This is a genomic window from Streptomyces albidicamelliae, assembly GCF_025642175.1.
GTDB lineage: Bacteria > Actinomycetota > Actinomycetes > Streptomycetales > Streptomycetaceae > Streptomyces > Streptomyces albidocamelliae.
This window is the reverse complement of the sequence record NZ_CP106795.1, coordinates 6,008,058-6,032,814: the sequence shown is the minus strand read 5'-3', so window position 1 is coordinate 6,032,814 and position 24,757 is coordinate 6,008,058. Positions and strand designations below refer to the sequence as shown.

The following is a 24,757-nucleotide window of genomic DNA, read 5'->3' as shown; positions in this document are numbered from 1 at the left end:
ACCGCCTTCTCGTCTCGTCATCGGAACGTTCACTTGAGGGGGAAGGCCGCGAGGAACCTGCCGCCGAGCGCGAGGGTCACCCGGGCCTTCTCCTGGGCGAGGAAGCGGTCACCGGTGGTCCGGTAGGAGGCCGTGGGCGTGCGCGTCGCGAGGTCGACGGCCCAGAGGGCCGAGGCGCGCCTGCTGTACGCGTGGTCGGTGCCGATCACCGGCGACGCGGACAGGTCGGCGTCCGCTCCCCCGCCGCCCCTCTCCTCCCACAGCGGCCGTCCGTCGCCCGGCTCGAAGGCGACGAGGCCGAGGCCCTTCTCGACGGCGTAGACGACACCGCCCTTGACCGTCGGCGGGCCGTACGTGCGGCCGGGCCGCCGCACCTGTGAGTCCCACACCCGGGTGCCGTCGCTCAACCGCAGCGCCTGCAGGCGTCCGGTGCCGACGTAGAGGTGCTGGGCGTCCGTGGCCATCGGCAGCTGGACCCGCCGGGGTACGACGCCGTCGAGTGGCCGCTCCCAGCGCACACTTCCGGTCCGGGTGTCGCGTACGACGGCGCGGACCTTGCCGTCGTCGGTCTCCTGCAGTGCCACGAGGCTGTCGCCGACGACGTGCGCCGCGAGGAAGTGGAGGCGGTCGGTACGGTCCGGCCGCGGGGGCAGCGGCTTGGTCCACAGCTTCCTCCCGGTGCCGATGTCGACGGCGAAGACCGACCAGGACTGGGAGGCCAGGAAGTAGTCGTCGTACTTCCCCGCGCCCGCCGCCGCGTACACGACCCCGTCGGCCGTGCACAGCACCTGGTTCTGCGTGATCACACCGTTGAAGTCCGTCAGCCGTGCGAAGGGATCGGTCGCCTTGCCCGAGTCGAGGTCGACGGAGGCGAGGAGGAGCGGGAATCCGCCGGGCTTTCCGGCGTTGCCGTCGGATCCCGGTGGCGCGACCATCCGCACGAGCCGGTCGCCGTCGGTAGCCACCTGCCAGTGGATCTCCATCCGGTCGGACGTCCATCGCACGGTCCCGGAGGCGGCGTCGATGCCGCCCAGCCCCTTGCCGGCCACCACGGAGACCAGGTTTCCCACGGCGAGCGGCTGTGCGGGCGGGACGGTTCCGTACGGCGGATCGGCGACCTGCAGCTGCCAGAGCGAGTCGAGCTTCTTCTTCGGCAGCCGGCTGTTGCTGGGACCCGGCGCGGGTGGTTCCGGCTCCGGTGCGGTACGCCGGTTCCACGCCCAGGCTCCCGCCCCGACGGCCGCCGCGCCGACCGCCAGTCCGCCTCCTGCCAGCAGCAGCCGGCGACGGGCCGGCCGGGCGGCCGGTACGGCCTTTGCTTCCGGGTCCGGTTGACGTGGTGCGGCAAGCCGCTGAGGGGTGATCTGCCAGACCTCGGTGGCACGGCGGGCGATCTCCTGGAGCACCGGGTCCGGCAGGTGCTCGGCGAACTCGCCGTTGCCGTCGTGCAGTTCGGCGGCGAGCTCCGAGGTGGAGGGCCGCCGGAACGGGTTCTTGTCCAGGCAGCGGCCGAGCAGCGGCACCAGCGCGTCGGGGACGCCGTTCAGGTCGGGCTCGCCGTACCGGACGCGGTAGAGCAGGTCGGCGGGCTGACCCTGCCCGAACGGAGCGCGCCCGGTGGCGGCGAAGACGAGCACTCCGGCGAGCGCGAACACATCGCTGGGCCATGTGGGGTCCTCGCCGCTCGCCTGCTCCGGCGACATGAACGCCGGGGTGCCGACGGCGGCGCCGACCGAGGTGAGACGGTCGTCGCCGACCGCACGGGCGATGCCGAAGTCGATGACCTTCGGGCCGTAGGCCGTGACCAGGATGTTGGACGGCTTGAGATCGCGGTGGACGACCTCCGATCCGTGCAGTCGGCCCAGCGCCCCGCACAGGGCGGCTCCGAGGGCGCGCACGGTCGTCTCGGGCAGCGGCCCGGCCGTCCGGACCGCCTCGTCGAGGGGCGGGCCCAGCACGTATTCGGTGGCGATCCAGGGTGTTGCGGCCCGGGTGTCCGCGTCCACGACCCCGGCCCCGTGCTGCCCGCCGATGACACGGGCGGCGTCGGCCTCCAACCGGAACCTGCTGCGGGCGGCGGGGTCCGAGGCGATGCCGGCGTGCATCGTCTTGACCGCGACGGTCCGTCCGCCCCGGGAGCGTGCCAGATAGACGGTGCCCATGCCGCCGCTGCCGAGGCGGACGACCGGGCGGTACGGCCCGAACGCGTGCGGGTCGTCGTGAGTGAGCGGAGTGGGCATACGTGGGGTCGTCAGTCCTGGCGGGAGGCGGGCGGGGCGGCACGCGGGATGTCGGCTGCGAGTACGGCGGCGGACTGATGGGCGAGGGCGGCGATCACGCGTCCCGGCAGCCAGCCCGCACCGAACGATGCGGCGACTGCGGTCGCGAACCCCGCGTCGGGAGCCTCGGTCGCCGCCCCGAGTGGTGCGGAGGGGGCATCAGCCGACTCGGGCGTGCAGACGTCGAGCAGTTCCACCAGCTGGGGCCGGTTCCCGGGGTCGCGCGAGAGGCAGCGACCGATGATCGTCCGCAGCGCGGGCGGCAGTTCGGTGCTCTCGGGCGTCGTGTGGCCGGTGGCGGCGTACGCGAGGGTGGCGCCGAGTGCGTAGACGTCTCCCAGCGGACGGGGTCGGCCGCCGGCCGCCTGTTCGGGCGGGAGGCTGCCCGGTTCCAGTCCGGGCAGACCGGAGCGCGGGGTGCCTTCCGGAGCGGCTGCCCGGGCCGCGCCGAAGCAGGTGAGGCGGGGTCCGTCGGCGGCGACCAGTACGGCCGCGGGAGAGACCCCGGCGTGCGCCAGGCCCTGCCCGTGCGCGATGGCCAGCGCCTCCGCCAGAGCCGCCCCCAGCGCCCTGACGGTCCGCTCGGGAAGGGGCCCGCCGTGTACGGCGAGAACGGTGGGCAGGGGGAGCGCGGGGAGATACGGGCGCGCGTGCCAGGCAGGTTCCCCGGGGCCGGCGCACGCGGTGGCGGGTGCCATGAACCGGCCGAGGAGGTACCGGGAGGTCTCGGCCTCGGCCAGGAAGCGCTGGTGATCGGCGCCGGGGAGGGGGGCACCGAGGAGGACCGTGTGCTCGCCGTCGTCGCTGCGGGCGATGTACCGCCGCTCGGGTACCGGGACGCCGCTGTGGGTGTCGTCCAGTCCGGTGAGCAGGACGTAGGGGCCGACCCGGCGTGCGGCAGGGCCCTGCTGCGCCTCGCGGACGGCCGCGCCTGTCGGGTGCACGTGTTTCCCAGTCCTCGTCGTCGCGGGAGCGGCCACTTCCGCCGGGCCCTGGGCCGACGACAGGGTGGGCGCCTCCCGCGCGCGCCCACCCTGGAGTTGTTGCTACGAGCCGCGGCCTACCGGAAGTAGCTGGCGGCCTTCTTGTCGCCTTCCATGTACGTACCGCCGGACTGGGCGACGACGTGCCCGATGCCGGTCAGCGCCTGGTGGATGTCGTTCGCCTCCTTGTCCCAGCGGCCCAGCTTCTCGTTGAAGGTGTCCTGGGCCTGGCCCTCCCAGTACTGCAGGCTGCTCACGACCAGCCTGCGCAGCTCCTGCAGATCCTGCTCGAGCTGGCTCGCCTCGTTACCGATCTTGGTCGCGGCGACGTCGAGCCCGTCATAAGTGACTGACAGACCGTCAGCGTTGTTGGCCATGCGTCTCTACCTCGTCTCACTGCTGTGTGTCTGTGGATGCCGGCTGCCCGGCGGAATGCGGTGTCTCGCTCGACTCAGTAGGAGTTGAGGGCAGACGTGGGGACGGTGGGCGCGCCGTCCTGCAGGTCGATCTTGGCGACCGCCGCGCGCACCTCGTCCTCCTTGCTGTCCTTGATGTTGCGGGTCGCGGTCATCGCCTCGATGACGTCACCGAGGATGTTGCCGATGTTGCGCAGCGACTCGTTGATCTCGTACTGCTTGCGGTCGAACGCGGCGCGGCCGATACCGTGCCACTGGCCCTCGAGGCCGTCGATGACGCCCTGCAGCCCGTGCACCCGCTTCTGGATGCCCTCGTACTTCTCGACCATCTGCTTCTCGAGATGGACTACTTGTGCGTCTTCGAGCTTCTGCTTGTTGCCGGCCATGTCAGCCCGCCCTTTCTCTGTGTGTCTCTTGCGTCCAACTGTCTCGGCTCACCGCTGCTCAGTGCGCTGCGGCGATGAGCGCGTACTGCACGCCCGCTCCGAGAACGCGGGGCTACAGACGGCTGACGACGTCACCTGGCACGTCGTGCCCGCATGACGGCCACACCCGCACCGCCGATCACGATGACCGCGGCGGCGGCGCCGAGCGCGATCCACAGGGTGTTGCTGTCGTTCGACGACTCCGCACTCGATCCTGCCGCCGAAGTCGCCCCGCCAGAAGCCTTTTCGGGGGCTTGTGACGCGGTTGATGCACTGGCGGAAGGGGTGGGTGAGGGCTTTGTGCCGGATTTGGCGAGGAGGTCTCCGCCGTTGTCCTTCGCGAGGGGGTCGACGTTTGCCGGGCCGGGGTTGTAGTGCGGGTTTTTAAGGACCAGGCGGGGGCGGATCATCCCGTAACCGATGTACTTGCTCGGCCCCTTCTCCGGGTTCCTACGACCGGCAGTGTCGATCATCGATCGCACCACCTGGTTCACATTCCAGTCGGGATGAGCCGACCAGATGAGGGCCGCAGCGGCTGAAGTGAGCGCGGCTGCCGGGCTCGTGCCATGACGGTTGTCACAGTAGGAACGGAAGGTGGCGTCACACCAACCGGGATAACCCTCACCGGGAGCCGCGAGGTCGACATAGCTTCCGTAGGACGAGAACTTCGACACGGAGAAGGACCTGTTGACGGAGGCGACTCCGATAACGTACGGAAACGCGGCTGGGTAGTCGATGACGCCGCTCTCCCCTGGACCCGCGTTGTTTCCCACTGCAGCAATGACCAATTTACCCTTGGACGCCGCATACTTGATCGCCGCTTCATCCTTGTCAGTGGTCATGCCACCGAAAGAGATGTTGATGATTTTGGCGTCCGTGTCAGCAGCTGCCCTGACGGCTTGGTCGGGCTCAGGGGTCTTCTCCTTCTCCGCCTCCCCCTTGAGGCCTTCGAGTTCAACGCGGTAGGGAACGATCTTCGCTCCGGGTGCCAGGCCCTTCAGGCCTCCGCCGGCCCCCGTACCGGCGATCAACTCGGCCATGCTGGTGCCGTGGCTGCCGTAGTCGTCCGTGGCCTTGTAGGCAACGGCCTTGGGGACTTCGTCCGCCAGGACCTGTCCCTTCAGCGACGGCGTGTTGGGGTTCACGCCGGTGTCGATGACCGCGACCTTGACGCCCTTCCCCGTGCTCACCTTCCACATGGTCTCGGCTTCCATCTCGCCGAGGTACCACTGCTTCGACTGTTCGTCGTACGCGGCGGCATGCGGGGCGAGGCCCACGGTGACGGCGGCCAGGGCGCCGACGACCGCGGTCACAGCGCGTACTCGTCCACGACCGCGCGTTCCGTGGAACGTGGCCCGCCCGGCTCGTCGGCTGGTCCCTGACTTCATCGTTTTCGCTGTCCTCGCTCGCGCTCAGTCGACCACCGGCGGTACATCACGCCGGGGCTTGTTGGGCAGATGTGTCTCTTCGTCCTCGACCAGGTAGTCGGGACGCGCAGTTCCCTCCGCGTCCTTCTCCTCCCTGGGCTTGCCGTCACGGCCGGGCCCGCGCACGAGGCCGGAACCCCCACGCGTCATGCCGTTGCGCTCGGCTCCGGCCGAGGAGTTGCGCCCGGTCGGCCTGCCGGTGACGGACTCGGACGTTCCCGTACGGCCGTGCGAACCGGTGGTGTTCGAGGCGGGTCGCCCCGCGGCCTCCGACGCTCCGAAGACGCCCCGCTGCCCGACTCGCCCGTTCACCGAGCGCGAGTTGGCGGCCTGCTCACCGCCGACGACCGTGCCGCGAGGGATCCTGGCCCCGCTCTTGGACGACGCACCGCCCGTGTTCGTGGGCCGGCCGCCGACGACTCCGTTGGACCGGCCCGCCCCGGTGGACGGCCCGCCGCCCGTGCGCGACGCCCCCGTGCCACCGGCTCGCGGTGTACCGCCGGAGATGCCCCGGCCCATGGGCGTGGACTTCGACCCGGACGTGGCGCCCCTGGCGGTGGACTGGCCGGTCGACGTGGCGCGACCCATCTGGTTCGCGGGCCCCTGGCCCGTGGCGCGGCCGGAACCGGGGTTGCCCAGGTTGGACGTACCCGCGCGGCCCTGCGCGGACGGCGGGGTGCGGTATCCACCCGTGCCGTTGAGAGGCCGCCCCGTGGTACGGCCGCCGGGAAGCGGGGTCCCGACAGGGCCCGGGAACACGTTGGGCTGGCCGCCGCTCGTGGGCGGCGTGCCCGTGACCGGAGGGGTGTGGGTGGGACCGGGTGCGGTCGTCGTGGGCGGAGGCAGCGTGCCGGTGCTGTCGATGTGCGTGCCGACCGGCTCGTCGACGCGCGGCGGCACATGGCCGGGCACCTGGTGCGTGGGAGCCGGCGTGCTGCCGCCGGTGTCGTGCACGCTGCCGTGACTCGTCGGCGCGATCGTCGTGTGATGCGTCCCGACCGAACCGGAGGACGCCCCTGCGGAGTCGTCCGCGACGGACCGACCGGAAGCGGCACCAGGGTCGTGCGCATACGTGGCCGGCCTGGGTACGCCCATCTCCGGTACGTCCTTGAACGTGGGCGCCTTGGAGTCCAGGACCTGCAACTGCTCCTTGGACACCGCGTAGTACGACGCCAACCGGTTCATCTGGTTGATCGCCTCTTGACGGTCCTTCTCCACCTTTACGGCAGCGGTGTAATCCTCTTTGTTCGCTGCCTTCTCGGCCTCGGTGAAGTGTTCGGGGCGCTTCCGGCTCGACTGCGTGTCACGCGCCGGCATGGCCTTACGAACGGATGCCAGTCCGACAGCGGCCGCAGTGATCTGGTCGCCCGCGCCTCCCGCGAAGCTACTCAGGTCGTATGTGCTCGACACGAGACCGGTCCCCCAGGTCCGGAAGTCATCGCCCGCTTTTCCGACCCAAGGGACCGTCTCGAACTGCCCCTTGAGCTCGTCGGCCGCCACCTTGATGGCGTCGCGTGCGTCCCAGAGTGCGCGACCGGAGGACTCCAGATCCTCCGGATTCGTCTTGTCGACCAGATCGAGCATCGCGTTCAGGTCGTAGTCGTCGAACTCCGTACGCCTGACCATGGCCTCCTTGTACGGAGTGCCCTGCGCCGCGCCGCGAATGGCGCCGTCTATGAAATCCCCGAGGAAGCCGCCTCGATGCGGATGCTCGGAGGTGCCCCGAGCGAGATCCGTGAAGGTGTTCTGAGATGAGACCCTGTCCAGGTCGTCCTTGTGGCCGTCAGCCATCGTCACTTCACCCCCGTGGTTTCGTTCGCACGCTTGGCCTTCGCGCCCTCGATCTGGCGGATCTCCGCCTGAATCGCATAGAACCGCCGCCGCTGGTCCTCTTCAAGGTCATCGAACGTCCCCTTGGCCCCGAGGACCGCGATGCCCAGCGCCTCGATCTGCAGGTGCAGCGTCTTGGAGAGGTTGGTGAGCCTCTCGTGCACCGCGTTGAACGTCTTGTGCAGGGCGTCGGCCTCGTGGAAGGTCCCGCCCGTGCTGCTGAGAGCACCCTGCCTGATCGACTGATCGTGAAGCCGCGTCGGAGCGCCCGGCGACTTCTCGAGATTCTGCAGGACCCCGTCGACCCGCTTGACGAACTTCTTCAGCGCGTCACCGCTGGCCTCCAGGTTCGCCGCCGACACGCCCCCGACCATGTCTTCCGGAAGCACGACGCTCCTCCCCGTTTTCCCCGTACACCCATCGGCCCGACCAGGTCGAGGGGCGTTACTCGCTCGCCGTACGATCGCAAAGCGAGCCGCGCCTGACAACGCGTTTACCACTCTAGTCAACCTGCCCAACCGGTCCAACCAAGCATGTGTGTTAACTCGGTTACGAGACCGGCTCCGGTGCCATGGTTTGCCCGACTTGCCGGTTCGCAGCGAACACACACATGTGACGGCCCGCCAAGAGGCCCTGCTGCAACGGTCCTTCTGCAAGGCGGCTCGTCGAGTGCCGGATCACGAGGTCTCGGATCTCCATGGAATCTCCACACCTGGTCGGTGGTCCACTCTTGGCAACACCCGTGCGGGCTCCACGAGTTGTTCTTCACCCGAACGAGGACCCCACCCGCCTACGTGAGTTCAGTCGGACGCTGGCCCAGAGTGACCACGCAGCGGCACTCCCCTGTCGGGAACCTTCACACTCAACAATTGACCCACATCGGACATGGTCCTCATTTCCCCGGGATCGGGTTGCTAGCTTGATTGACAACCATCATCGAAGCGTCAGAACAGCACGCGCGTGAACGTGAGGGCCTGTCGGCCGCACGCGAGGGGGAAGATTTCACCCATGGCCTGGGACGAGTGGGAAGAGCTCAAAGCCAAGCACGAACCGACGAGCATGCAGCTGAACAGCGTGCCGGACGGGGGCGGCACCTACGGACCGTACGTGGTGCCCAGCAAAACGGGTGACCTCAAGGTCGGCCATGGCGATCTGGTGAAAATCGGCAAGAGTGCGCACGAACTGTACAACCAGTTGTGGGACAAGGCGCGCGTCAGTATCTCCAGCAGCGACTCGGCAGCCGGCAACCTGACGAACCAGGGCTTCGACCTGGGCAGCGGCCTGCAGCACGTATCCAACCGCTGGGACGAACAGCTGAAGTCCCTCATGGACGCCTGTGCCCAGATCTCGAACCACATGCAGACCACCAAGAAGGTGCATGCGGGCGACGAGCACTACATCCAGCGGCAGATGAGCAGCATTGATGCGCTGGACGCCGGCTTCGACGAGCGGGTCGGCGAGCCTGGCGCGAAGAACAACTACGGCAAGCAGGACAAGGGAGAAAAGCCCGGCGGCTGACGGCGCTGACCGCGCACTCGCCCCACCCCTCCCGACTCCCCCGCTAAGGACTTGCACCTGTGGATCTCGACACCTTGCGCTTCGCCAGCTTCTCGTCCATCGACGAGGCGATCACTGACTGGGCGACGCTGATCAGGAACCTCGAAGACCTGAAGAAGCAGGCCGAAGAGGGTCTGCATCACGCGGCCAACACCGCCAACTGGGCCGGCATCAACGCTCAGGTCACCAAGGAGTTCATCGGCAAAACGGCCGGCGAGTTCACCGACGCCCACACGCAGGCCAAGACGGTCCACAGCATCCTCAGCGACACCGTCGGAGAGCTGAAGCAGTATCACAAGGACCTCAACGCAGCCATCGAACGCGGTCTCAAGAAAAATCTGACCGTGATGGACACCGGTAAGGGCTCGTTCACGGTCACCATGAACATTCACCCTGACCGAGCCGCCAAAGGCACGACGGTCCCTGAGCACGATGAGAATGACGTCGAAGCTCTGCGTAACGAAGTGCAAGACATCCTGCGGAAGGCCACTGACAGCGACACATCGGCCCAGAAGGTGTTGAAGGCGATCGTCGACCAGACGGCCATGGGGTTCTCCGACGCCAGTTACAAGGACCGGGACGCCGCGCAGGCGGCTTTGGACGAGGCCGACAAGCTGGCCGAACTCGCGAAAGACCCTGAGGACCTCACGCCTGAGGAGTTCGACCGCCTGAACTCCGGCCTGAAGAAGTACCACGACGATCCGCTGTTCGCTGAGCGCTTCGCCACTGCCCTGGGTCCCAAGAAGACTCTGGAGTTCTGGGCCGGAGTGGCGGATTCGCAGGTGAACCCCGATCTCACTCGGGAGCGTCGTGAGCAGCTCGGCGACCTGCAGAAGAACCTGAGCATGACGTTGGCCACGGCGAGCCACAGCGACTCGGTCAAGATGACGACGTGGAAGCACGACATGATCGAGATGGGCCCCAAGCAGGTCGGCATCCGAGGGAACGTGCTGGGATTCCAGATCATGAGTAACCTCATGCGCGCGGGCGATTACGACGACTCCTTCATGACCGACTACGGCAAACGTCTGATGCAGACGGAGCGGAAGTTCACCGGCGACGGGATCCACACCGCCTGGCAGCAGATGGGATTCGACCCCTATCTCAACCGTATGGGCGGTGACACGGGTTGGGATCCACTCGGTGGGTATCTGAAGGGGCTTTCGAACAGTCCGGACGCGGCTACCGAGTTCTTCAACGACGACTTCATCCCCAAGGACGGCGACCACAAGCACGCGGTCTCCAACTTCAAGTACTTGTTCGAAGACCGCCACTGGCCTCAGGCGATCAAGAACGACTTCAGCGGCGACGGAAGCGACGACGGACGGAACAACCTGGCCTCAGCCCTGGAGGCGGCTACGACCGGGCATCCCGCGGGCGAGATCCCCACGCTCGACACTCCGACACACAACGCCGAGCAGGCCAAACTGTTCAACGCCATCGTTTCCTCTGTGGGAGACGACACGGAACGACTCACGGGCCGCGACTACATGTCCGACAGCATGGGGCAGATCGCTTCCGAGTACCTTCCGGACATCAATCGGGCGACGACCGACGTGAGCAGGGACTCGGACGACTGGGCTCAGATCGAGAAGCTCTATCCGGTCGCGGGTGCCGACTCGGGAGTCCAACATCGGGACGTGAGCAAGTTCCTCTTCGCCATCGGTCAGAACCCAGCAGGGTACGCCGCCGTCGAAGTCGGCCAAGAAGCCTACATGTCCAAACTGATGGCTTACCACCTCGATCCGGACCTCCCGGCGGACCAGCGGTTCTCTCAAGATCAGGAGACCACGGTCAGGTACATCTCCCAGCACTCCGGTGAGGTCTCCGGCGTCCTCGGCCTCGGTCGGCAGGAGGAGATCGCGAAGCCGGCCGGCGAGAAGGACGACGCGTACGACTACAGCGTGTCCCAGCGAAAGAACTGGATCTCGGGCGGAGTCGGCACGGTCGTCGGAGTCGGGACATCCTTCGTAGCGACCCCCTGGGTGGGCGCGGCCGCCGGAGGTGCGGCGGGTACCGTTACCAGCGTAGTGCTGGAGCGCGTTTTCAAGGATGCAGAAGGGCATGCCCTTGAAGACGCCTCGGACGCGATGGGGAACCGTTGGCAGGCGGGCCTGACGAGGAACAACGAGTACGTCTCTCTGGGGGCCGAGACCGCCGCCGAGAAGTACCACTTGGCGAACTCGGACGACATTGGAACCTGGTCACGAGAGGGATCCCGTCAGGGTTACATCAACGCTCGCGCCATCCTGCAGGGACAGGCGCCCGGCAGCACCACGACTTCCTGAACCCCCACTAGTTGCGAGAACCCATGAAACCGACCTCTTTCACCCGCCGCAGCCGTCACGCGGGGGCCGCTGTTGCAGTTTCCGTTCTGCTTCTCGCAGTTACCGGTTGTAGCGAGAACGGTCGGGAACGCGCGTACACCACGCCCCGTTCGCTGTGCGGCACCACCGTCGACTCGGAAGAACTGTCGAAATTCCTCCCACCGGGCGAGAAGGTCGCGACGAAGAAGACGGTCGACTCCTCGACCGCTACTCGGTGCGCTGTTTCCGTGGACGGCAAACGGATCGTCTACACCGCGCAGGAGTGGTGGAACGACATGACGGTGTTCGAGTTCGCCCAGGGGATGACTCTCGACGAATTGGACCACCAGACCGACGACGGGCATTTCGCCTATTCGGGGAACCAGGCCTTCGGCAAGACACAGGATTGCCGCAACGACAAGGATCAGGTCCTGTACACGGCCATTCAGGCCACCGGTTCCAAGCACGAGGACGCGGCGGCCATGAAGAAGCTGATCACCGCCTACACCAGGGCCGTGGAACGGTCGGGTGCCTGCCGGTAGCGGTCCCGCTCGTCAGGGTGTCACCGACGCGCCGCAGCCCCGTCCGCGTGCCGAGTGTGCCGCGAAGGCCCGCAGTGCCTTCCTCGCGTACGCGCGCTCGGCCTCCGGCACCCGCGTCTCGGCCCCCGAGCCGTCGCGGCGGACCACGAACACCGCCCGCTCGGCACCGTCCGCCGGGCACGGCGCGGATCCCCAGTAGGAGCCGTCCTGACGTAGCCGGCCCTTGGGTGCGTCGGCCGGGGTGGGGTCGGAGGCGTAGTGCTCCTCCGCGTAGCCGGCCTTGAGGCGCTGTGCGTACGGCCCGAAGTAGGCCTGCAGGGAGTAGCGGTGGTGGCCCAGGCCGTCGTCCCCCAGGATGCAGGACTCCCAGGGGGCTCCGGCGCGTGCCGTCTCGCGGGCCGTGGTCACACCGGCGGCGCGGGGGATGCCGGCGCAGGTGCCGGTCGCCGTGGACAAGGGCTCGAACTCCTCCTGCGAGACCGGGAGTCCGACCGTGGGGAGCGGGGTCCGGCCCGGGCGGGTCACGCAGCCGTACGCGTCGGCCGCCTTCTTCGCCGTGCCCGTGGCGATACGCAGGTGGGCCGGGCGGTTGGCGGGGTCGTCCAGTGTTCCGCCGAGGTCCGTCTCCACCGTCACCGTCAGGCCCTCGACCGGTTTGCCCGCCGGCCCCGGCCTGCTGCCCTTGGCACACCGCAGGGTGAGCGTGGTCGTCGCTCTGCCGTCGTCGGAGTCCGCGGCGAGGAGGCCGGACCAGCCGCGCCCGACCGGCACCGGCAGCGTGTCGCCGGTGGAGCCACCGGCGAGGGGAACGGAGAGCCAGCCGTTCGCGCCGATGCGCCCGGTGTCGACGATGGCCACCTTCGCGCCGCCGCCGTCGGCCTCGGCATCCACCTGGCAGGTGTCGATCCCGTCGCCGGACCTGCTGTTCACCTCGAGGTGACCGCTCCCCAGCACCGCGCGCACGTCGGCCAGGGGGAGCATCCCCCCGCAGGCGCGCGCCACCGCGCGGTCGTTCTCCCCGTACAGCCAGAGACCGCCGCCGAGTGCGAGCAGCGCCGCCACCGACCCGAGTGCCGTGTTGCGGATGATCCGTCTGCGTCTCACGTCCACTGCTCCACCTCGCCCAGCACTTCGGTGTCGTGGCAGTGCTGCGCCTTCGGCCATCCCTCGGGCGCGGACAGGTAGGCCTTCATCAACTGGCGTACGTGTGTGGACATCTGTGTGCGCTGGGTTCGGCTGAGGCGGGAGGCCCCGTCCATCGCTTCGTCCAGGTTCGGGCGCATCGAGACGCGGTGGTACGTCGGCCCGGCCGCGCACTCCGACCGGGCCCACAGGGCGAGCGTGGCGTCCGTGTCGGTGAGGGTGTCCGGCCGGTCGTCGAAACCGGGGTACTCGCCGTCGCGCTCGTAGTCGCGGTACGCGCTGCGGCCCAGGTCGCCCGCCCAGCTGGTGGCGTCGGCGGTGACCGGCTCCAGCGGGGCGGGCTGCGGGTCGGTGTAGGCGCTCCTGTCGTCGTTCCAGCGCTCGGCCCGGCAGACGCTCAGCAGGCGGGACCGCTGGAGGTCGCCGGTCGCGGTCCAGGTGCCCCGCAGAGGTGCCGATCCTGCGCGCCTCCTCGCCGTCATCCACCGGCATTTCCCGATGCCCCGGCCCGGCTCCTCGACGCGTACCGAGCCGTAGTCGCCCGAGTCGACCGGGCCCCCGTCGGCGTCGTGCTCCTCGTACGTGTCGATGACCCGGGTAGGGGGCCGAAGCGCGGCCGCCGAGCCGCAGTGTTCCCGCTCCGCGATGCCGGCCGCGACCTCGACAGCGATGCGGAACCGGGTGCGGACGGACGCCTTGTCCATTCCCACGGAGACATACATCTGCGTCGACGGGCGCGCCCGACCGGTCAGGCCTGCGGGGCACTCGGCGACGACCCAGAGCCGGCCCTCGTCGTCGCTGTCGCGGCCGGTCACGCCGGGGGCCTCGTGTCCCGGTGCGAGGAGGTCCTCGGTCTTCAGCTCGTACGGGAGGTGGTTGACGAGTGTCGCCGCCTCTACGTGCACACCCCCGTGGCCCTGCCAGTCCAGGGTGCAGTTCAGCAGGGAGCGGCTCTCCTCGCCGGGCTGCAGCAGGGTGCCGTACTGGTCCAGCTTCCCCCGCACCGCATCCGGAACCCGTCCGGCCAGTTCACCGTACGGCAGCAGGCCACCGCACGCACGCCTCAACTGGGCCCGGTTGGCCGTGAGATGGCCACCCTCGTCCGGCCAGGCCAACGTCAAACCGCTCGCGGCCACCGCGAGAGCCACGGCCCCCGCCAAGGGCAGGCGCAGTCTTCTCGGGATGCGTGCCGTCGCCTTCCTGACGGTGGTCAGCACGCGCCCTCCCGGACCGTCGCAGTGAAGGAGCCGCCGACGGCCGTGTCGCCGGCCGCCGTGTCACCGACGGCCGGGGTGACGGCCACGCCGGTCTCGGGGGCGTCGCCGCCCTCGTCGTGGACCACCTTGTCCTCGGTCAGCGACGCGTAGTCGTCGAAGTGGAGGGGGCTGCCCGCCTCGTTCGTCCGGAACCGGTGGCCGTCCGGTTCGTCCGTGGCCCGGTGGACGGCGTTCGTCAGCTCGCTGTCGTTCCACGAGGCATCGTCGGAGACGCCGAAGCCCTGGACGGCCGTGTGGACGCCGAGGTCGGCCAGGGTCACGAAGACTACGCGGGCGACGACGAAGGCGGCGTCGGGTATCTCCGGGGCCGACGGGGTGATGCCCGCGCGCCGGCCGCGCATCCGGTCGGCCCTCACGCAGGCCATGGCGAGGAGCACGGCGGGCAGGACGAGGCCCTGGACGTTCAGCTGGGTCAGCGCGTCCACGTACCGGCCTCCGGCCGCCGGCCGCGCCTGCGCCGCGCGTCCCGGACGGCCACGGCCGTGCCGCCCAGTCCCGCCACCAGGACCAGGCCGCCCACGACGGCGTACGTCGCGAGCCTGGTGTTCCGCTCCTCCGCGGTCTCGCCGAAGTGCAGCGGAGTGACCGACGGGGCCTCGCCCCTGGCGACGCCGTCCTCGGGTGCCGGGGACTCGACGGGGTGCGCCGGATCCACGGCCGTCAGTGCCCGCACCGGATCGACCACACCCCAGCCGACCCGCATGTCCTTGCCGGGGATGGAGCGTTCCGCTGTCTGCTCGATCTGGGCGACGACCTGCCGGGTCGTCCAGTGCGGGTACTTGGACTTCAACAGGGCGGCCACGCCCGCCACGTACGGGGCGGAGAAGCTCGTGCCGTTGTCCGAGCAGTGGCCGTTGCCGGGCACCGTGGAGATCATGTCGACGCCGGGAGCGGCGACGCCCACGAAGTCACCGGACTGCGAGAAGGGCGCGCGCTCGTTGTTGCGGTCCGACGCCGCCACGGCGAGGACGCCCGGATAGGACGCCGGGTAGGTGACCTTGACGTTGCCGCCGAGACCGTCGTTGCCGGCCGAGGCCACGATCACGACCTTCTGGCCGATCGCGAAGTCGACCGCGTCCTTGAGGACCGAGTCCTTGGGGTCGAGCGCGTTGGCGGTGTCCTGGGAGATGTTGATGACGTCCGCACCCGCCCGGACCGCGTCCCTGATCGCTGTGGCCAGCGTGTTCGCGGTGCCGTCGCCCTCGGCGTCGTTCTGCTTGATCGGGATGATCGTGGCGTCCGGGGCGAGGCCCACGAAGCCGGTGCCCTTCGCCGGGCGGGCCGCGATGATGCCCGCCACGCGGGTGCCGTGCCCCACGGTGTCCGTGGTGCCGGTCTTGTTGCCGCGTTCTATCTTCTCGCCCTTGGAGTTCTTCGCGGGCAGCAGGTTCAGGCCCTTGGAGACGTCGACGGCCTTGGTGAGCTGCGGGTTCTTGATGTCCACCCCGGTGTCGATCACGGCGACCTGGACGTTCTTGCCCGTGGACTGCGCCCACAGCTCGTCCAGGTTGACGCGCTGCAGCGCCCAGGGGCGGCCCGTGTAGGGCTTGGACGGGAACGTGCACTGGCCGTCGTCCGCCCTGGCCGGGGCCGCGGGGAGGGCGACCACCGTGGTCGCCGCGGTGAGGACGACGGCGCCGGCCACGGCGAGGATCCGGCCGGCGAGTCCCGGCGTCCCGGCCGCGGGCGTGTGTGCCTTCAGCAGCATGTGTGCCTCTCCTCCGCCCGTCGCTAGGAGCCCTGCGGCTGCCGTGCCGCCGACTCCGACAGGCGCGGGCCCGTGGGCAGGAACCTCGACCACTCCACGGGCACGGGCGTGGGCTTCACCTTCTCGTAGCCGAGGTGGGTCTGGGCGATCCGCGCCTCGCTCAGCTCCTCCTTGCGCTTCTTGGCGGAGGTGCCGATGCCCTGGTCGTCGGCGGCGCTGTCGCTGTTGGACTGCAGGGCGTAGCGCAGGCCCGTGTCGGTGACCAGGAAGACGCCGCCGGCGCCGGTCTCGGTGCCCTGGAACTGCCGGTAGAGCTGGCCGGAGCCGGGGGTGACGTACGCGCTGGAGGAGCCGGTGGGCAGCTGGGCGGGGAAGTCGGTGCCCACCCAGGTGGACAGCGTCTTGGTGCCCTTGGCGTCGACCGAACGCAGCACGTTGCAGACGGTGTTGCGGCCGCTGGTGGTGCTGGAGCCGTCGTTCACCGTCTTCGGCTTGTACGTCGGCCAGTCCTTGTCCTCCTGGAACGTGGTGCTGTCGCCGACGGCGCCGGGGCTGACCTTCTGCGCCTCACCGGCCTGGCCGACGCCGACCAGCTGGCCGCTGCCCAGCAGCAGCGTGGCCGTGAACTCGGAGATGCGGGCCACCTTGCCCGGCAGCACGACGTAGTACTGGAGCGTCTGCCCGTCGTAGGCCTTCACGATCTCGCCGACCTTGTCGTACTCGCCCAGCAGGCTGCCGCTGCCGGCCTTCGCGCCGGGCGTGCCGTCGATCCTGGGGATGGAGACGGGGGTGCCCTGGCGCAGGGTGTCGAGCCAGTCCTGGGAGACGCGCTGCGGGGAACGGCCCTGGGTGTCGAGGGCCTTGAGCAGTTCCTTGTCGGTGGGGTCGGCGATCCTGTACGCCGTGCCGCGCGCGTCGACGACGTACTGGCTCTTCCCGTCGGGGCCGACGACGTACATCAGGTCGCCGCGGGTGAGTCTGTCGCGGCCCTCGGTCCTGGCCCATTCCTTCTGCGCGAGGACGAACGCCGCCTTCTGGATGGCCCGTCCGCCGTCGCCGGGGCGCTCGCAGACCGCCCACCGCTTGGCGGCCTCCGCCTCGTCGGAGGAGGGCAGGCGGTCGGGGGCGTAGGGGATGCCGATGGTGGCGCCGTGCGGGGGCTTGCCGCTGTCGAGGACCTTCTCGTCGACGGTGATGACGTCGGCCTTGTCGGGATCCAGGAGGAGTTTCGCCGAGGCCATGTTGAGGACGGGGTGCAGCTGTGTCTGCTTGCCGGTCTTCAGCACGACGTACCGGGTGGTGGACTTGCTGGCGACGATGACGTGTTCCTCGGGTGTGTCCCAGCCCTTGGGCGCCGTCGGGCTGAACATGCCGACGGCGCCGAACACCGCGAGGACCACGGCGCCGACGACGAGACCGGGCACGAGCGCGCCCAGCGGTTTCGGGGCGCCCTCCTCGGTGCCCGAGGGGGAGGGCTGGAGGAATGACGCGAGCGTGCGGCGCTTCGCGAAGGTGTAGGCGTTGAGTTCGTCCCGCCGTGATGCCATCTGTGTCCGCTCTCTCCCCGTTGCGGAGCCGTGGGGGACCTGTGAAGATCCGTCCCCCGCCCTCGTTGCCTCTGGTGCCTCGACTGTCAGACCCGGCCCCTACTATGCCTGTTGCGCGGACGTGCTTGTGGCACGGGTAGGGTGCTCAGGGCTTGAAGGGACCGGAGCACAAGGGTTTTCGGGAGAGTTCGGGGGTTTTGGAGTGATGGCTTCCGCAACGCGGACCCGGTCGCGATCGCAATCGGGGTCACGCTCGGGTGGCACGCGCCGGCAGGGTGGCCGCCGCTCTTCCTCCGCCCAGCCGGACACCCGGCCCAACTCCGCGCCCTACCAGGGCACTTTCACTCCGCACCTGGAGTCCCGTTCGGGGCGCGGCGGTTCGTTCGCGCTGCAGCGGCTGGTGCTGCTGGAGATCGCGGCCGCACTCGTGGTGTGCGGATGGCTCGTGAACATGGTCGCGATGGTCGCCGCCGCCGTGGTCGCCGCGCTGCTCGTGGTGCTCGCGGTCGTACGGCGCCGGGGGCGCTCCCTGCCGGAGTGGCTCGGCACCCTGCTGGCGCTGCGCGCGCGCAGGCGGCGGGCCGCGAGCACACCGCTGCCGCCCGGCACCGACTCCGGGCTCGCGCCCGCCGTGGAGTGCGACCCGACCCTGCGCACCTACAGCTACAGCCGCGGCGAGGACCGCGACCAGCGGCCGGTGGGCATGGTGGGCGACGGCGGCTTCCTGACGGCGGTGCTCCAGGTGGAGTCGGACGCGGACGCGCTGCGCGCGGAGCGCAGCCGCAGACCGCTGCCGCTGGCCCTCGTCCGGGACGTCCTCGAAGTCGACGGGATCCGGTTGGAGTCGGCGCAGATCGTCGTGCACACGCAGCCCGCGCCCGCGCTGCACCTCCCCCAGCAGTCGGTGGTGGTCAGCAACTACGCGCCGCTGCAGGCCCAGACCGGCTCCCCCGCGGTCCGCATCACGTGGATAGCGCTGAAGCTCGACCCCGAGCTGTGCCCGGAGGCGGTGGCCGCGCGCGGCGGCGGCCTGACGGGCGCGCAGAAGTGCCTGGCGCGTTCGGCCGAGCACCTGTCGAGCCGGCTGACCGGCGCCGGGTTCCGGGCGAACGTGCTCACCGAGGAGGAGTTGACGGCGGCCATCGCCACCTCCGCCTGCGCCAACCCGATGGTGACCGCTCAGGCGGCCCAGGTCGGCCGGGGCGAGACGGCGCAGCGGCGCACCGAGGAGTCCAGCCGCAGCTGGCGCTGCGACAACCGCAGGCACACCACCTACTGGGTGCGCCGCTGGCCCCAACTGGGCGGCCCCGGTGGCTCGCTGGCGCAGCTGGTGGCCCAGTTGACCGCGGTGCCCGCGCTGGCCACGACGTTCAGCATGACGCTGGCCAAGGGCGCGCAGCAGGACGTGACCGTCACCGGTCATCTGCGGATCACCGGCCGCAGCAACCAGGAGCTGACCGACGCGCGGCGCGAGCTGGAGCGTACGGCGCGGCAGGCCAGGACCGGGCTCGCCCGGCTGGACCGTGAACAACTCCCCGGCGTACTGGCGACCCTGCCGCTCGGAGGTGCCCGCTGATGGCCATGACGACCTCTCCCACCCCGGCGGGCACGACCCCGTCGGGACCGGGCCTCGGTGAGCGGCTGCGCACCGGCTTCGGACTGCTGGGCCCCCGCCACCCCCGGCACGCCCTGCCCGTCGAGCAGGCCGACGCGCTGTCCCTGCCCATCGGCGACGACGGTGTGGTGGTCGGCGAGAACGCCGAGGGCCAGCCGGCCGTGCTCGGTGTGAACCGTCCGACGCCGTACGACATCGTGCTCATCGGCGGCCTGTGGACCGCTCAGGTCATGGCGCTGCGCGCGGCGGCGACCGGCGCGCGGGTGGCCGTGGAGACGGGGCGGGCGCAGGCCTGGATGCCGATGGTGCACGCCATGGGCGGCGGCCAGAACGGCCTCGCGGTGTACGACGTCGGCCGCGTGCCCCCGCAGGGCGCCTCGGCCGGTACGCCCGTGCTCGTGGTCCGGGACTGCGGCATGCGGCCGCCGCGCGGCCGTGTGGTGTCCGCGCCGTGGCAGTCCGTGCTGACGCTGCTGCCGTATCTGAGCCCGGTGGCGCCGCGGTTGATGCGCCAGGCGCGGCTGGTGGGCGTGCAGCGGGTGTCGCCGGACGAGGCGGCGGAGATCGGCCGCGTGATGGGGCTGCCGCGGCGGGAGCTGGAGACGCTGCCCACGCTGCCGGACGGTGTGACGCTGTGGTGCACGGAGCGGGACCGGCAGTACGTGGTGACCCGGGCGACGGACGCGGAGACCGGACTGCTGGGCGTGGCACGCCGGATGGACTGACCGCCGCCCAACTTGGTCCGTTTTCATCGGCATTGCCGAGCTATCGCGTGGTTCGCACGGATCGCGTGGTCAAGAGGCCCTGCCGGGGGGCGTCTTCGTCACGTTTCGGTGTACGTACGCGTGTCTCGCGTCGGCCTCCGGCCCGATGTGACGCGTCGGACGGCCACGAAGGGGTGGCGGGGCCTGCCTGCCCCACGGTTTTGGTGATTAGGCTGGGGCAGGGCACGTCGCGCGCTCCAGCGAGCCGGGGGTCGCGCGCTCCGCGGCGGCCGGGGTCCAGTGGCCCCGGCGGGAAGCCCGGCGAATCGTACGACAGGAACGGTCGGCCCCCCAGGCATGGCATGAGGGTGCTCGACCACACCAGGAGGAACTGTGAACAGCGATCGGGACGGGATCCGCGGGGGCTGGGCGACACCCGACGACGACCAGACCGACGCGGAGTCCGGCATCGAGATGACGGGCGAGTTCACGATCGACTACGCGCCGCCCGCCTGGTACACGCAGAACGCGTCGGGTACGTCCGGCACGTCGCCGTCGGCGCCGGTGCCGCCTCCCGCGGGCACTCCCACCCCGCCTCCCGCGGCCGCCACCCCGGCCGCGCCTCCGCCGCCGGTCGGTCCGCCGGTGGGGATTCCGGACCTGCCGCCCGGCAGCGGCTTCCAGCCGGCCTGGGGCTCCGTGCCGGCCCCGGCCACACCGCAGGGCCCTGCCACACCCCCGCCGGGGGCCGCACCTGCCTCGCCGCAGCCGCCGGCCGTCCCGTCGGAGGCCCCGGCCGCTCCGGCCGTCTCGTCCTTGGCCTCGGGCGAGGAGGACGGCGACAATGGCGACCTCGTCAGCGGCGCGACCATGCGGATCTCCGCCTCCGCCCTGAAGCGGGAGATCGCGGAGCGGGCAGCGGCGGAGGAGACTGCCGCCGCGCGGCCCGCCGAGCCCACCCCGGGTGCCCGGGCTTCGGGGGTGAGCACAGCTGATGCCGAGACCCCCGAGACGGATGCCACGTCGGACGCCACGGACGAGCGCTCCGATGCGGTCACGGCCCACGAAGGCACGCAGGACGACACGGACGACGGTGAGGTGCACGGCGGCGCGGACGCGACGGCCGAGGACGCCCAGGCCGAATCCGGAAAGGACGAGGAGGAGTTCGGGCTCGCCCCGGCCCAGGTCCTGACCGACCCCGGGTCCGCCTCCGCGACCGACGACCCGGCCGCCTCTCCGGCGGCAGCGGCAGCGCCAGATGCGGACGGCGCCCGGACCGACGGGGTGTCACCGGACGCCCCGGCCCCGGCCGACCAGACCCGGCCGACGGCCCCGGAGAGCGACGGCACCCCGGAGGCCGGGACGCCCGACGAGGACACCGACCCGACCCCGCCCGGCCCGGCACCGGTGACGGCTGCCGACGCGGCCCCGGCCGACCCCTCCCCGGCCGCGGGCGCCGACGCGGCCCAGGCCGCCCCGGCCGCCACCGAGGACCCCGCAGCGACTCCGCACACCCCCGCGGCCACGAGCCCCACCGCGGCCGCCCCGACCCCCGCGGCACCGGAGCCGCAGGCCGCCTGGACTCCCCGCCCGCGCCGCAGGACGGCATGCCTCCGCTGCCGCCCTCGTACCAGCCCGCCGCCCCGGCCCCGGCGGCTCAGTGGCCCGCGCAGCCCGCGCCGCAGCAGCCCGGCCCGGTGCCCGGCCCGCACCCCGCGGCCGCGCAGGGTCCCGTCGGCGCGCCCGGCCAGCAAGCGCCGTTCCAGCCGCAGCCCCCGCAGCCCGCGCCCGCCGCCTGGAACCAGCAGCAGCCAGGGCCGGCGCACCAGCCCGGCGCGCCCGTCCCGCCGACGGCGGCACAGGCCGGACCCCAGCCGGCCCCGACGGGCCCCACCCCGCCCGGCGGCTACGGCTTCCCGCAGCCCGACGCCCAGCCCGCACCGGGTGGTTACGGCTTCCCGCAGCCCCCGGCACCGCAGCCGGCGGCCACCGCGCCCCGGTACCCCCGAGCCGCAGCCCGCACCGGGTGGGTACGGCTTCCCGCAGGCCCAGCCGCCGCAGGGCACCCCCACGGGCCCACTCCGGCGGCCGGTCACGGCTTCCCGCAACCCGGCGGTTACGGCTTCCCCCAGCCCCCGGCACCCCAGCAGTCCGCGCACCAGCAGTCCGCTCCCCAGCCGCCGGCACCGCAGCCCGGCGCCGCCGACCCGCAGGCGCAGCCCGGCGGTTACGGCTTCCCGCAGCACCCGGGGCAGCCCCAGAACCCGGAGCCCGCCCAGGCGCAGCCGCAGCCTCCGCACGCCCCGGTCGACCCGCGTACCGGCGCCGCGTGGCCGCAGCCCTTGCAGCACGACCAGCGGCAGCCCACCAACCCCGGTGCCGCACCGCTGGGTTACACCGCCGCCGTGGAGCTGTCCGCGGACCGGCTGCTCAACAACAAGCGGCAGAAGGCGAGGAGCGGCCGGCCCGCGGCGGCTTCCTCCCGGTTCAAGCTGGGCGGCAAGAAGGAGGAGGCCGAGCGGCAGCGCAAGCTGGAGCTGATCCGCACGCCGGTGCTCTCCTGCTACCGGATAGCGGTCATCAGCCTCAAGGGCGGCGTCGGCAAGACGACGACCACCACCGCGCTGGGCGCCACCCTCGCCACCGAGCGGCAGGACAAGATCCTCGCCATCGACGCGAACCCGGACGCCGGCACGCTCGGGCGGCGGGTGCGCCGGGAGACCGGGGCCACCATCCGTGACCTCGTCCAGGCGATCCCCTACCTGAACTCGTACATGGACATCCGCCGGTTCACCTCGCAGGCGCCCTCCGGTCTGGAGATCATCGCCAACGACGTGGACCCGGCCGTCTCGACCACGTTCAACGACGAGGACTACCGGCGCGCGATCGACGTGCTGGGCCGGCAGTACCCGGTGATCCTCACCGACTCGGGCACGGGCCTGCTGTACAGCGCCATGCGCGGGGTGCTCGACCTCGCCGACCAGCTGATCATCATCTCCACCCCGTCCGTCGACGGGGCGAGCAGCGCCAGTACGACGCTGGACTGGCTGTCCGCGCACGGGTACGCGGACCTGGTCTCCCGGTCCCTCACCGTGATCTCCGGGGTCCGCGAGACGGGCAAGATGATCAAGGTCGAGGACATCGTGTCGCACTTCGAGACGCGGACCCGCGCGGTCGTGGTGGTGCCGTTCGACGAGCACCTGTCCGCCGGTGCCGAGGTCGACCTCGACATGATGCGGCCGCGGACGCGGGAGGCGTACTTCAACCTCGCGGCGCTGGTCGCCGAGGACTTCGTACGGCATCAGCAGGCGCACGGGCTGTGGACCAGCGACGGCAACCCGCCGCCGGTGGCGGCGCCGCCCATGCCGGGCCAGCCGATGCCGGGCCAGCCGTACGCGCAGGGGCAACAGCCGTACCCCCCGCAGGGGCAGCAGCCCTACCCCCCGCAGGCGGAGCAGCCGTATCCCCAGCAGCAGGGCCAGCCGCAGCCGGGCCAGCAGCCGTACCCGGCGCAGCCCGGTCAGCCGCAGCCGGGGCAGCAGCCGTACCCGGCGCAGCCCGGTCAGCCGCAGCCGGGGCAGCAGCCGTACCCGCCGCAGCAGGGCCAGCCCTACCCGCAGCCGTACCCGCAGGCCGCGCCCGGGCAGCCGTACCCGCAGCCCGCCCCGGGCCAGCCGTACCCGCAGGCCCCGCAGGCCCCGCAGGCCCCGCAGGCCCCGCAGGCCCCGCAGGCCCCGCAGGGTCCGTACCCGCCGGTGCAGGGCGAGCAGCCGCAGGGGCAGCCGTACCCGCCGCAGCCCGGCCACCCGCAGCAGCAGGCGGCGCAGCCCGGGGCACAGCCTCCCCAGGCCCAGGCGCCCCAGGCGCAGCAGCCGCCGCAGCAGCAGTAGGACGCACGACGAGAGGGCGGCCGGTGCTGAGCACCGGCCGCCCTCTCGTGTCGTGTCCGTGTCCCCCGGTCGGCGGGCCGCCGGCGGGACGCGCGGCGCGCCTACTCCTCCGCCGCCACGATCTCCCGGCACCGCTTCACATCCGCGGCCATCTGCTCCAGCAGGGCCTCCAGGGACGCGAACTTCGCCTGGCCGCGCACATAGGCGAGGAAGTCGACGCCGACGTGCAGGCCGTACAGGTCGAGGCCGACGCGGTCGATCGCGTACGCCTCCACCGTGCGCTCGGTGCCGTCGAACTGCGGGTTGGTGCCCACGGAGATCGCGGCCGGCATGGCCTCGCCCTCGACGTGCAGATAACCGGCGTAGACGCCGTCCGCGGGGATCGCGGTGTGCGGCAGGGTCTCGACGTTGGCGGTCGGGAAGCCCAGCTCACGGCCGCGCTGGGCGCCGCGGACGACCACGCCCTCCACGCGGTGCGGGCGGCCCAGGATCTCGCGGGCGCCCTCGACGTCGCCCTCGGCGACCAGGCGGCGGGTCAGGGTGGAGGAGAACGGCTGGCCGCCGCCGGCCTCGCCGCTGACGTACAGGTCGACGACCTCGACCTCGAAGTCGTAGATCTTGCCCTGCTCGACGAGGAAGTCGACGTTGCCGGCCGCCTTGTGGCCGAAGCGGAAGTTCGGGCCCTCCACGACCGCCTTCGCGTGCAGCTTGTCCACCAGGACCTTCACGACGAACTCGGCCGGCGACAGCTTCGAGAACTCGGTGGTGAAGGGCAGGATCAGCACCGCGTCCACACCGAGGTCCGCCATCAGTTCGGCGCGGCGGTGGTGCGCGGCGAGCAGCGGCGGGTGGCTGCCGGGCCGGACGACCTCGCTGGGGTGCGGGTCGAAGGTGACCACGACCGCCGGGACGCCCAGCTCGCGGGCCCGGTCGACGGCGTGCTTGATGATCAGCTGGTGGCCGCGGTGGACGCCGTCGTAGGAACCGATGGTGACGACGCTGCGCCCCCAGTCCTGGGGGATGTCCTCCAAGCCACGCCAGCGCTGCACTGTGACCGCTCCTCGAACCCTTGTCCGTGTGTACCTTGACCTCTTGTGCAGGTCTAAGG

20 protein-coding genes and 1 pseudogene are annotated in these 24,757 nt (G+C 71.0%); 7 read left to right on the top strand and 14 right to left on the bottom strand.

Annotated features, from left to right (window positions below; all coding sequences use genetic code 11):
• Window positions 1-29: 29 nt before the first annotated feature.
• From N8I86_RS27640 to N8I86_RS27610, 7 genes are all read right to left on the bottom strand, one after another.
• Window positions 30-2,240: a serine/threonine-protein kinase gene (locus N8I86_RS27640; RefSeq protein ID WP_263278945.1), complete on the bottom strand. Its 2,211-nt coding sequence runs from the start codon at window positions 2,238-2,240 to the stop codon at window positions 30-32.
• Window positions 2,241-2,251: 11 nt separating this feature from the next.
• Complete coding sequence (locus N8I86_RS27635) at window positions 2,252-3,223, bottom strand: serine/threonine protein kinase (protein ID WP_263278944.1); 972 nt, start codon at window positions 3,221-3,223, stop codon at window positions 2,252-2,254.
• 116 nt (window positions 3,224-3,339) lie between these two features.
• Complete coding sequence (locus N8I86_RS27630; protein WP_073890159.1) at window positions 3,340-3,639, bottom strand: WXG100 family type VII secretion target; 300 nt, start codon at window positions 3,637-3,639, stop codon at window positions 3,340-3,342.
• Window positions 3,640-3,713: 74 nt separating this feature from the next.
• Entirely contained in the window at window positions 3,714-4,064 is a 351-nt protein-coding gene (locus tag N8I86_RS27625) for a WXG100 family type VII secretion target (protein WP_073890157.1), read from the bottom strand.
• 131 nt (window positions 4,065-4,195) lie between these two features.
• Window positions 4,196-5,416 (bottom strand): S8 family serine peptidase, encoded by a 1,221-nt coding sequence (locus tag N8I86_RS27620; RefSeq protein WP_260147726.1) that lies wholly within the window; start codon window positions 5,414-5,416, stop codon window positions 4,196-4,198.
• 99 nt (window positions 5,417-5,515) lie between these two features.
• Complete coding sequence (locus tag N8I86_RS27615) at window positions 5,516-7,156, bottom strand: serine-rich family protein (protein ID WP_317633620.1); 1,641 nt, start codon at window positions 7,154-7,156, stop codon at window positions 5,516-5,518.
• Between the two features lie 167 nt (window positions 7,157-7,323).
• Entirely contained in the window at window positions 7,324-7,749 is a 426-nt protein-coding gene (locus tag N8I86_RS27610) for a hypothetical protein (protein ID WP_073890154.1), read from the bottom strand.
• 619 nt (window positions 7,750-8,368) lie between these two features.
• Between N8I86_RS27610 and N8I86_RS27605 the strand changes: the two genes are divergently transcribed.
• From N8I86_RS27605 to N8I86_RS27595, 3 genes are read left to right on the top strand one after another with little or no spacing between them, the layout of a single operon-like run.
• Entirely contained in the window at window positions 8,369-8,878 is a 510-nt protein-coding gene (locus N8I86_RS27605; protein ID WP_263278942.1) for a hypothetical protein, read from the top strand.
• Window positions 8,879-8,937: 59 nt separating this feature from the next.
• Window positions 8,938-11,205: a DUF6571 family protein gene (locus N8I86_RS27600; protein WP_263278941.1), complete on the top strand. Its 2,268-nt coding sequence runs from the start codon at window positions 8,938-8,940 to the stop codon at window positions 11,203-11,205.
• 23 nt (window positions 11,206-11,228) lie between these two features.
• A complete protein-coding gene (locus tag N8I86_RS27595; RefSeq protein ID WP_263278940.1) occupies window positions 11,229-11,765 on the top strand; it encodes a hypothetical protein in 537 nt (178 codons plus the stop codon).
• A 12-nt stretch (window positions 11,766-11,777) separates the two neighbouring features.
• Here the strand turns inward: N8I86_RS27595 and N8I86_RS27590 are convergent, their stop codons facing one another.
• The 5 genes from N8I86_RS27590 to eccB are packed head-to-tail and all read right to left on the bottom strand — an operon-like array spanning window position 11,778 to window position 17,440.
• On the bottom strand, window positions 11,778-12,869 hold the full coding sequence (locus N8I86_RS27590) for a hypothetical protein (RefSeq protein ID WP_263278939.1): 1,092 nt from the start codon (window positions 12,867-12,869) through the stop codon (window positions 11,778-11,780).
• Window positions 12,866-14,125 carry a hypothetical protein gene (locus tag N8I86_RS27585; protein WP_263278938.1) on the bottom strand — a complete coding sequence of 420 codons (1,260 nt, stop codon included), beginning with the start codon at window positions 14,123-14,125 and terminating at the stop codon, window positions 12,866-12,868. Before N8I86_RS27585 ends, N8I86_RS27590 begins: the two co-directional genes overlap by 4 nt.
• The gene (locus N8I86_RS27580; RefSeq protein WP_263278937.1) at window positions 14,119-14,610 is read right to left on the bottom strand and encodes a hypothetical protein; all 492 of its coding nucleotides are present in this window, start codon (window positions 14,608-14,610) and stop codon (window positions 14,119-14,121) included. Before N8I86_RS27580 ends, N8I86_RS27585 begins: the two co-directional genes overlap by 7 nt.
• Window positions 14,598-15,893, bottom strand: a complete 1,296-nt coding sequence (gene mycP, locus N8I86_RS27575) for a type VII secretion-associated serine protease mycosin (protein ID WP_404830836.1) — start codon at window positions 15,891-15,893, stop codon at window positions 14,598-14,600. The genes N8I86_RS27580 and mycP overlap by 13 nt, the downstream gene beginning before the upstream one ends.
• 23 nt (window positions 15,894-15,916) lie before the next feature.
• Window positions 15,917-17,440, bottom strand: coding sequence for a type VII secretion protein EccB (eccB, locus tag N8I86_RS27570; protein ID WP_263278936.1), 1,524 nt, complete (start codon window positions 17,438-17,440; stop codon window positions 15,917-15,919).
• Window positions 17,441-17,645: 205 nt separating this feature from the next.
• Between eccB and eccE the strand changes: the two genes are divergently transcribed.
• The 3 genes and pseudogenes from eccE to N8I86_RS39610 form a co-directional block, all read left to right on the top strand.
• Window positions 17,646-19,016 carry a type VII secretion protein EccE gene (gene eccE, locus N8I86_RS27565; protein WP_073890146.1) on the top strand — a complete coding sequence of 457 codons (1,371 nt, stop codon included), beginning with the start codon at window positions 17,646-17,648 and terminating at the stop codon, window positions 19,014-19,016.
• Window positions 19,016-19,780 carry a hypothetical protein gene (locus N8I86_RS27560; RefSeq protein WP_073890144.1) on the top strand — a complete coding sequence of 255 codons (765 nt, stop codon included), beginning with the start codon at window positions 19,016-19,018 and terminating at the stop codon, window positions 19,778-19,780. The genes eccE and N8I86_RS27560 overlap by 1 nt, the downstream gene beginning before the upstream one ends.
• A gap of 372 nt (window positions 19,781-20,152) precedes the next feature.
• Window positions 20,153-20,233 (top strand): annotated as a pseudogene (locus N8I86_RS39610) (SCO5717 family growth-regulating ATPase); the annotation flags it as partial.
• A 23-nt stretch (window positions 20,234-20,256) separates the two neighbouring features.
• Here the strand turns inward: N8I86_RS39610 and N8I86_RS39605 are convergent.
• Window positions 20,257-20,817, bottom strand: a complete 561-nt coding sequence (locus tag N8I86_RS39605) for a hypothetical protein (RefSeq protein WP_450169122.1) — start codon at window positions 20,815-20,817, stop codon at window positions 20,257-20,259.
• Between the two features lie 549 nt (window positions 20,818-21,366).
• On the opposite strand from N8I86_RS39605, the gene N8I86_RS27555 reads away from it, so the two are divergent.
• Window positions 21,367-23,649 carry a MinD/ParA family ATP-binding protein gene (locus N8I86_RS27555; RefSeq protein WP_450169120.1) on the top strand — a complete coding sequence of 761 codons (2,283 nt, stop codon included), beginning with the start codon at window positions 21,367-21,369 and terminating at the stop codon, window positions 23,647-23,649.
• A 101-nt stretch (window positions 23,650-23,750) separates the two neighbouring features.
• Here N8I86_RS27555 and N8I86_RS27550 read toward each other — a convergent pair whose 3' ends face one another.
• On the bottom strand, window positions 23,751-24,698 hold the full coding sequence (locus N8I86_RS27550) for a bifunctional riboflavin kinase/FAD synthetase (RefSeq protein ID WP_073890140.1): 948 nt from the start codon (window positions 24,696-24,698) through the stop codon (window positions 23,751-23,753).
• Between the last annotated feature and the right edge of the window lie 59 nt (window positions 24,699-24,757).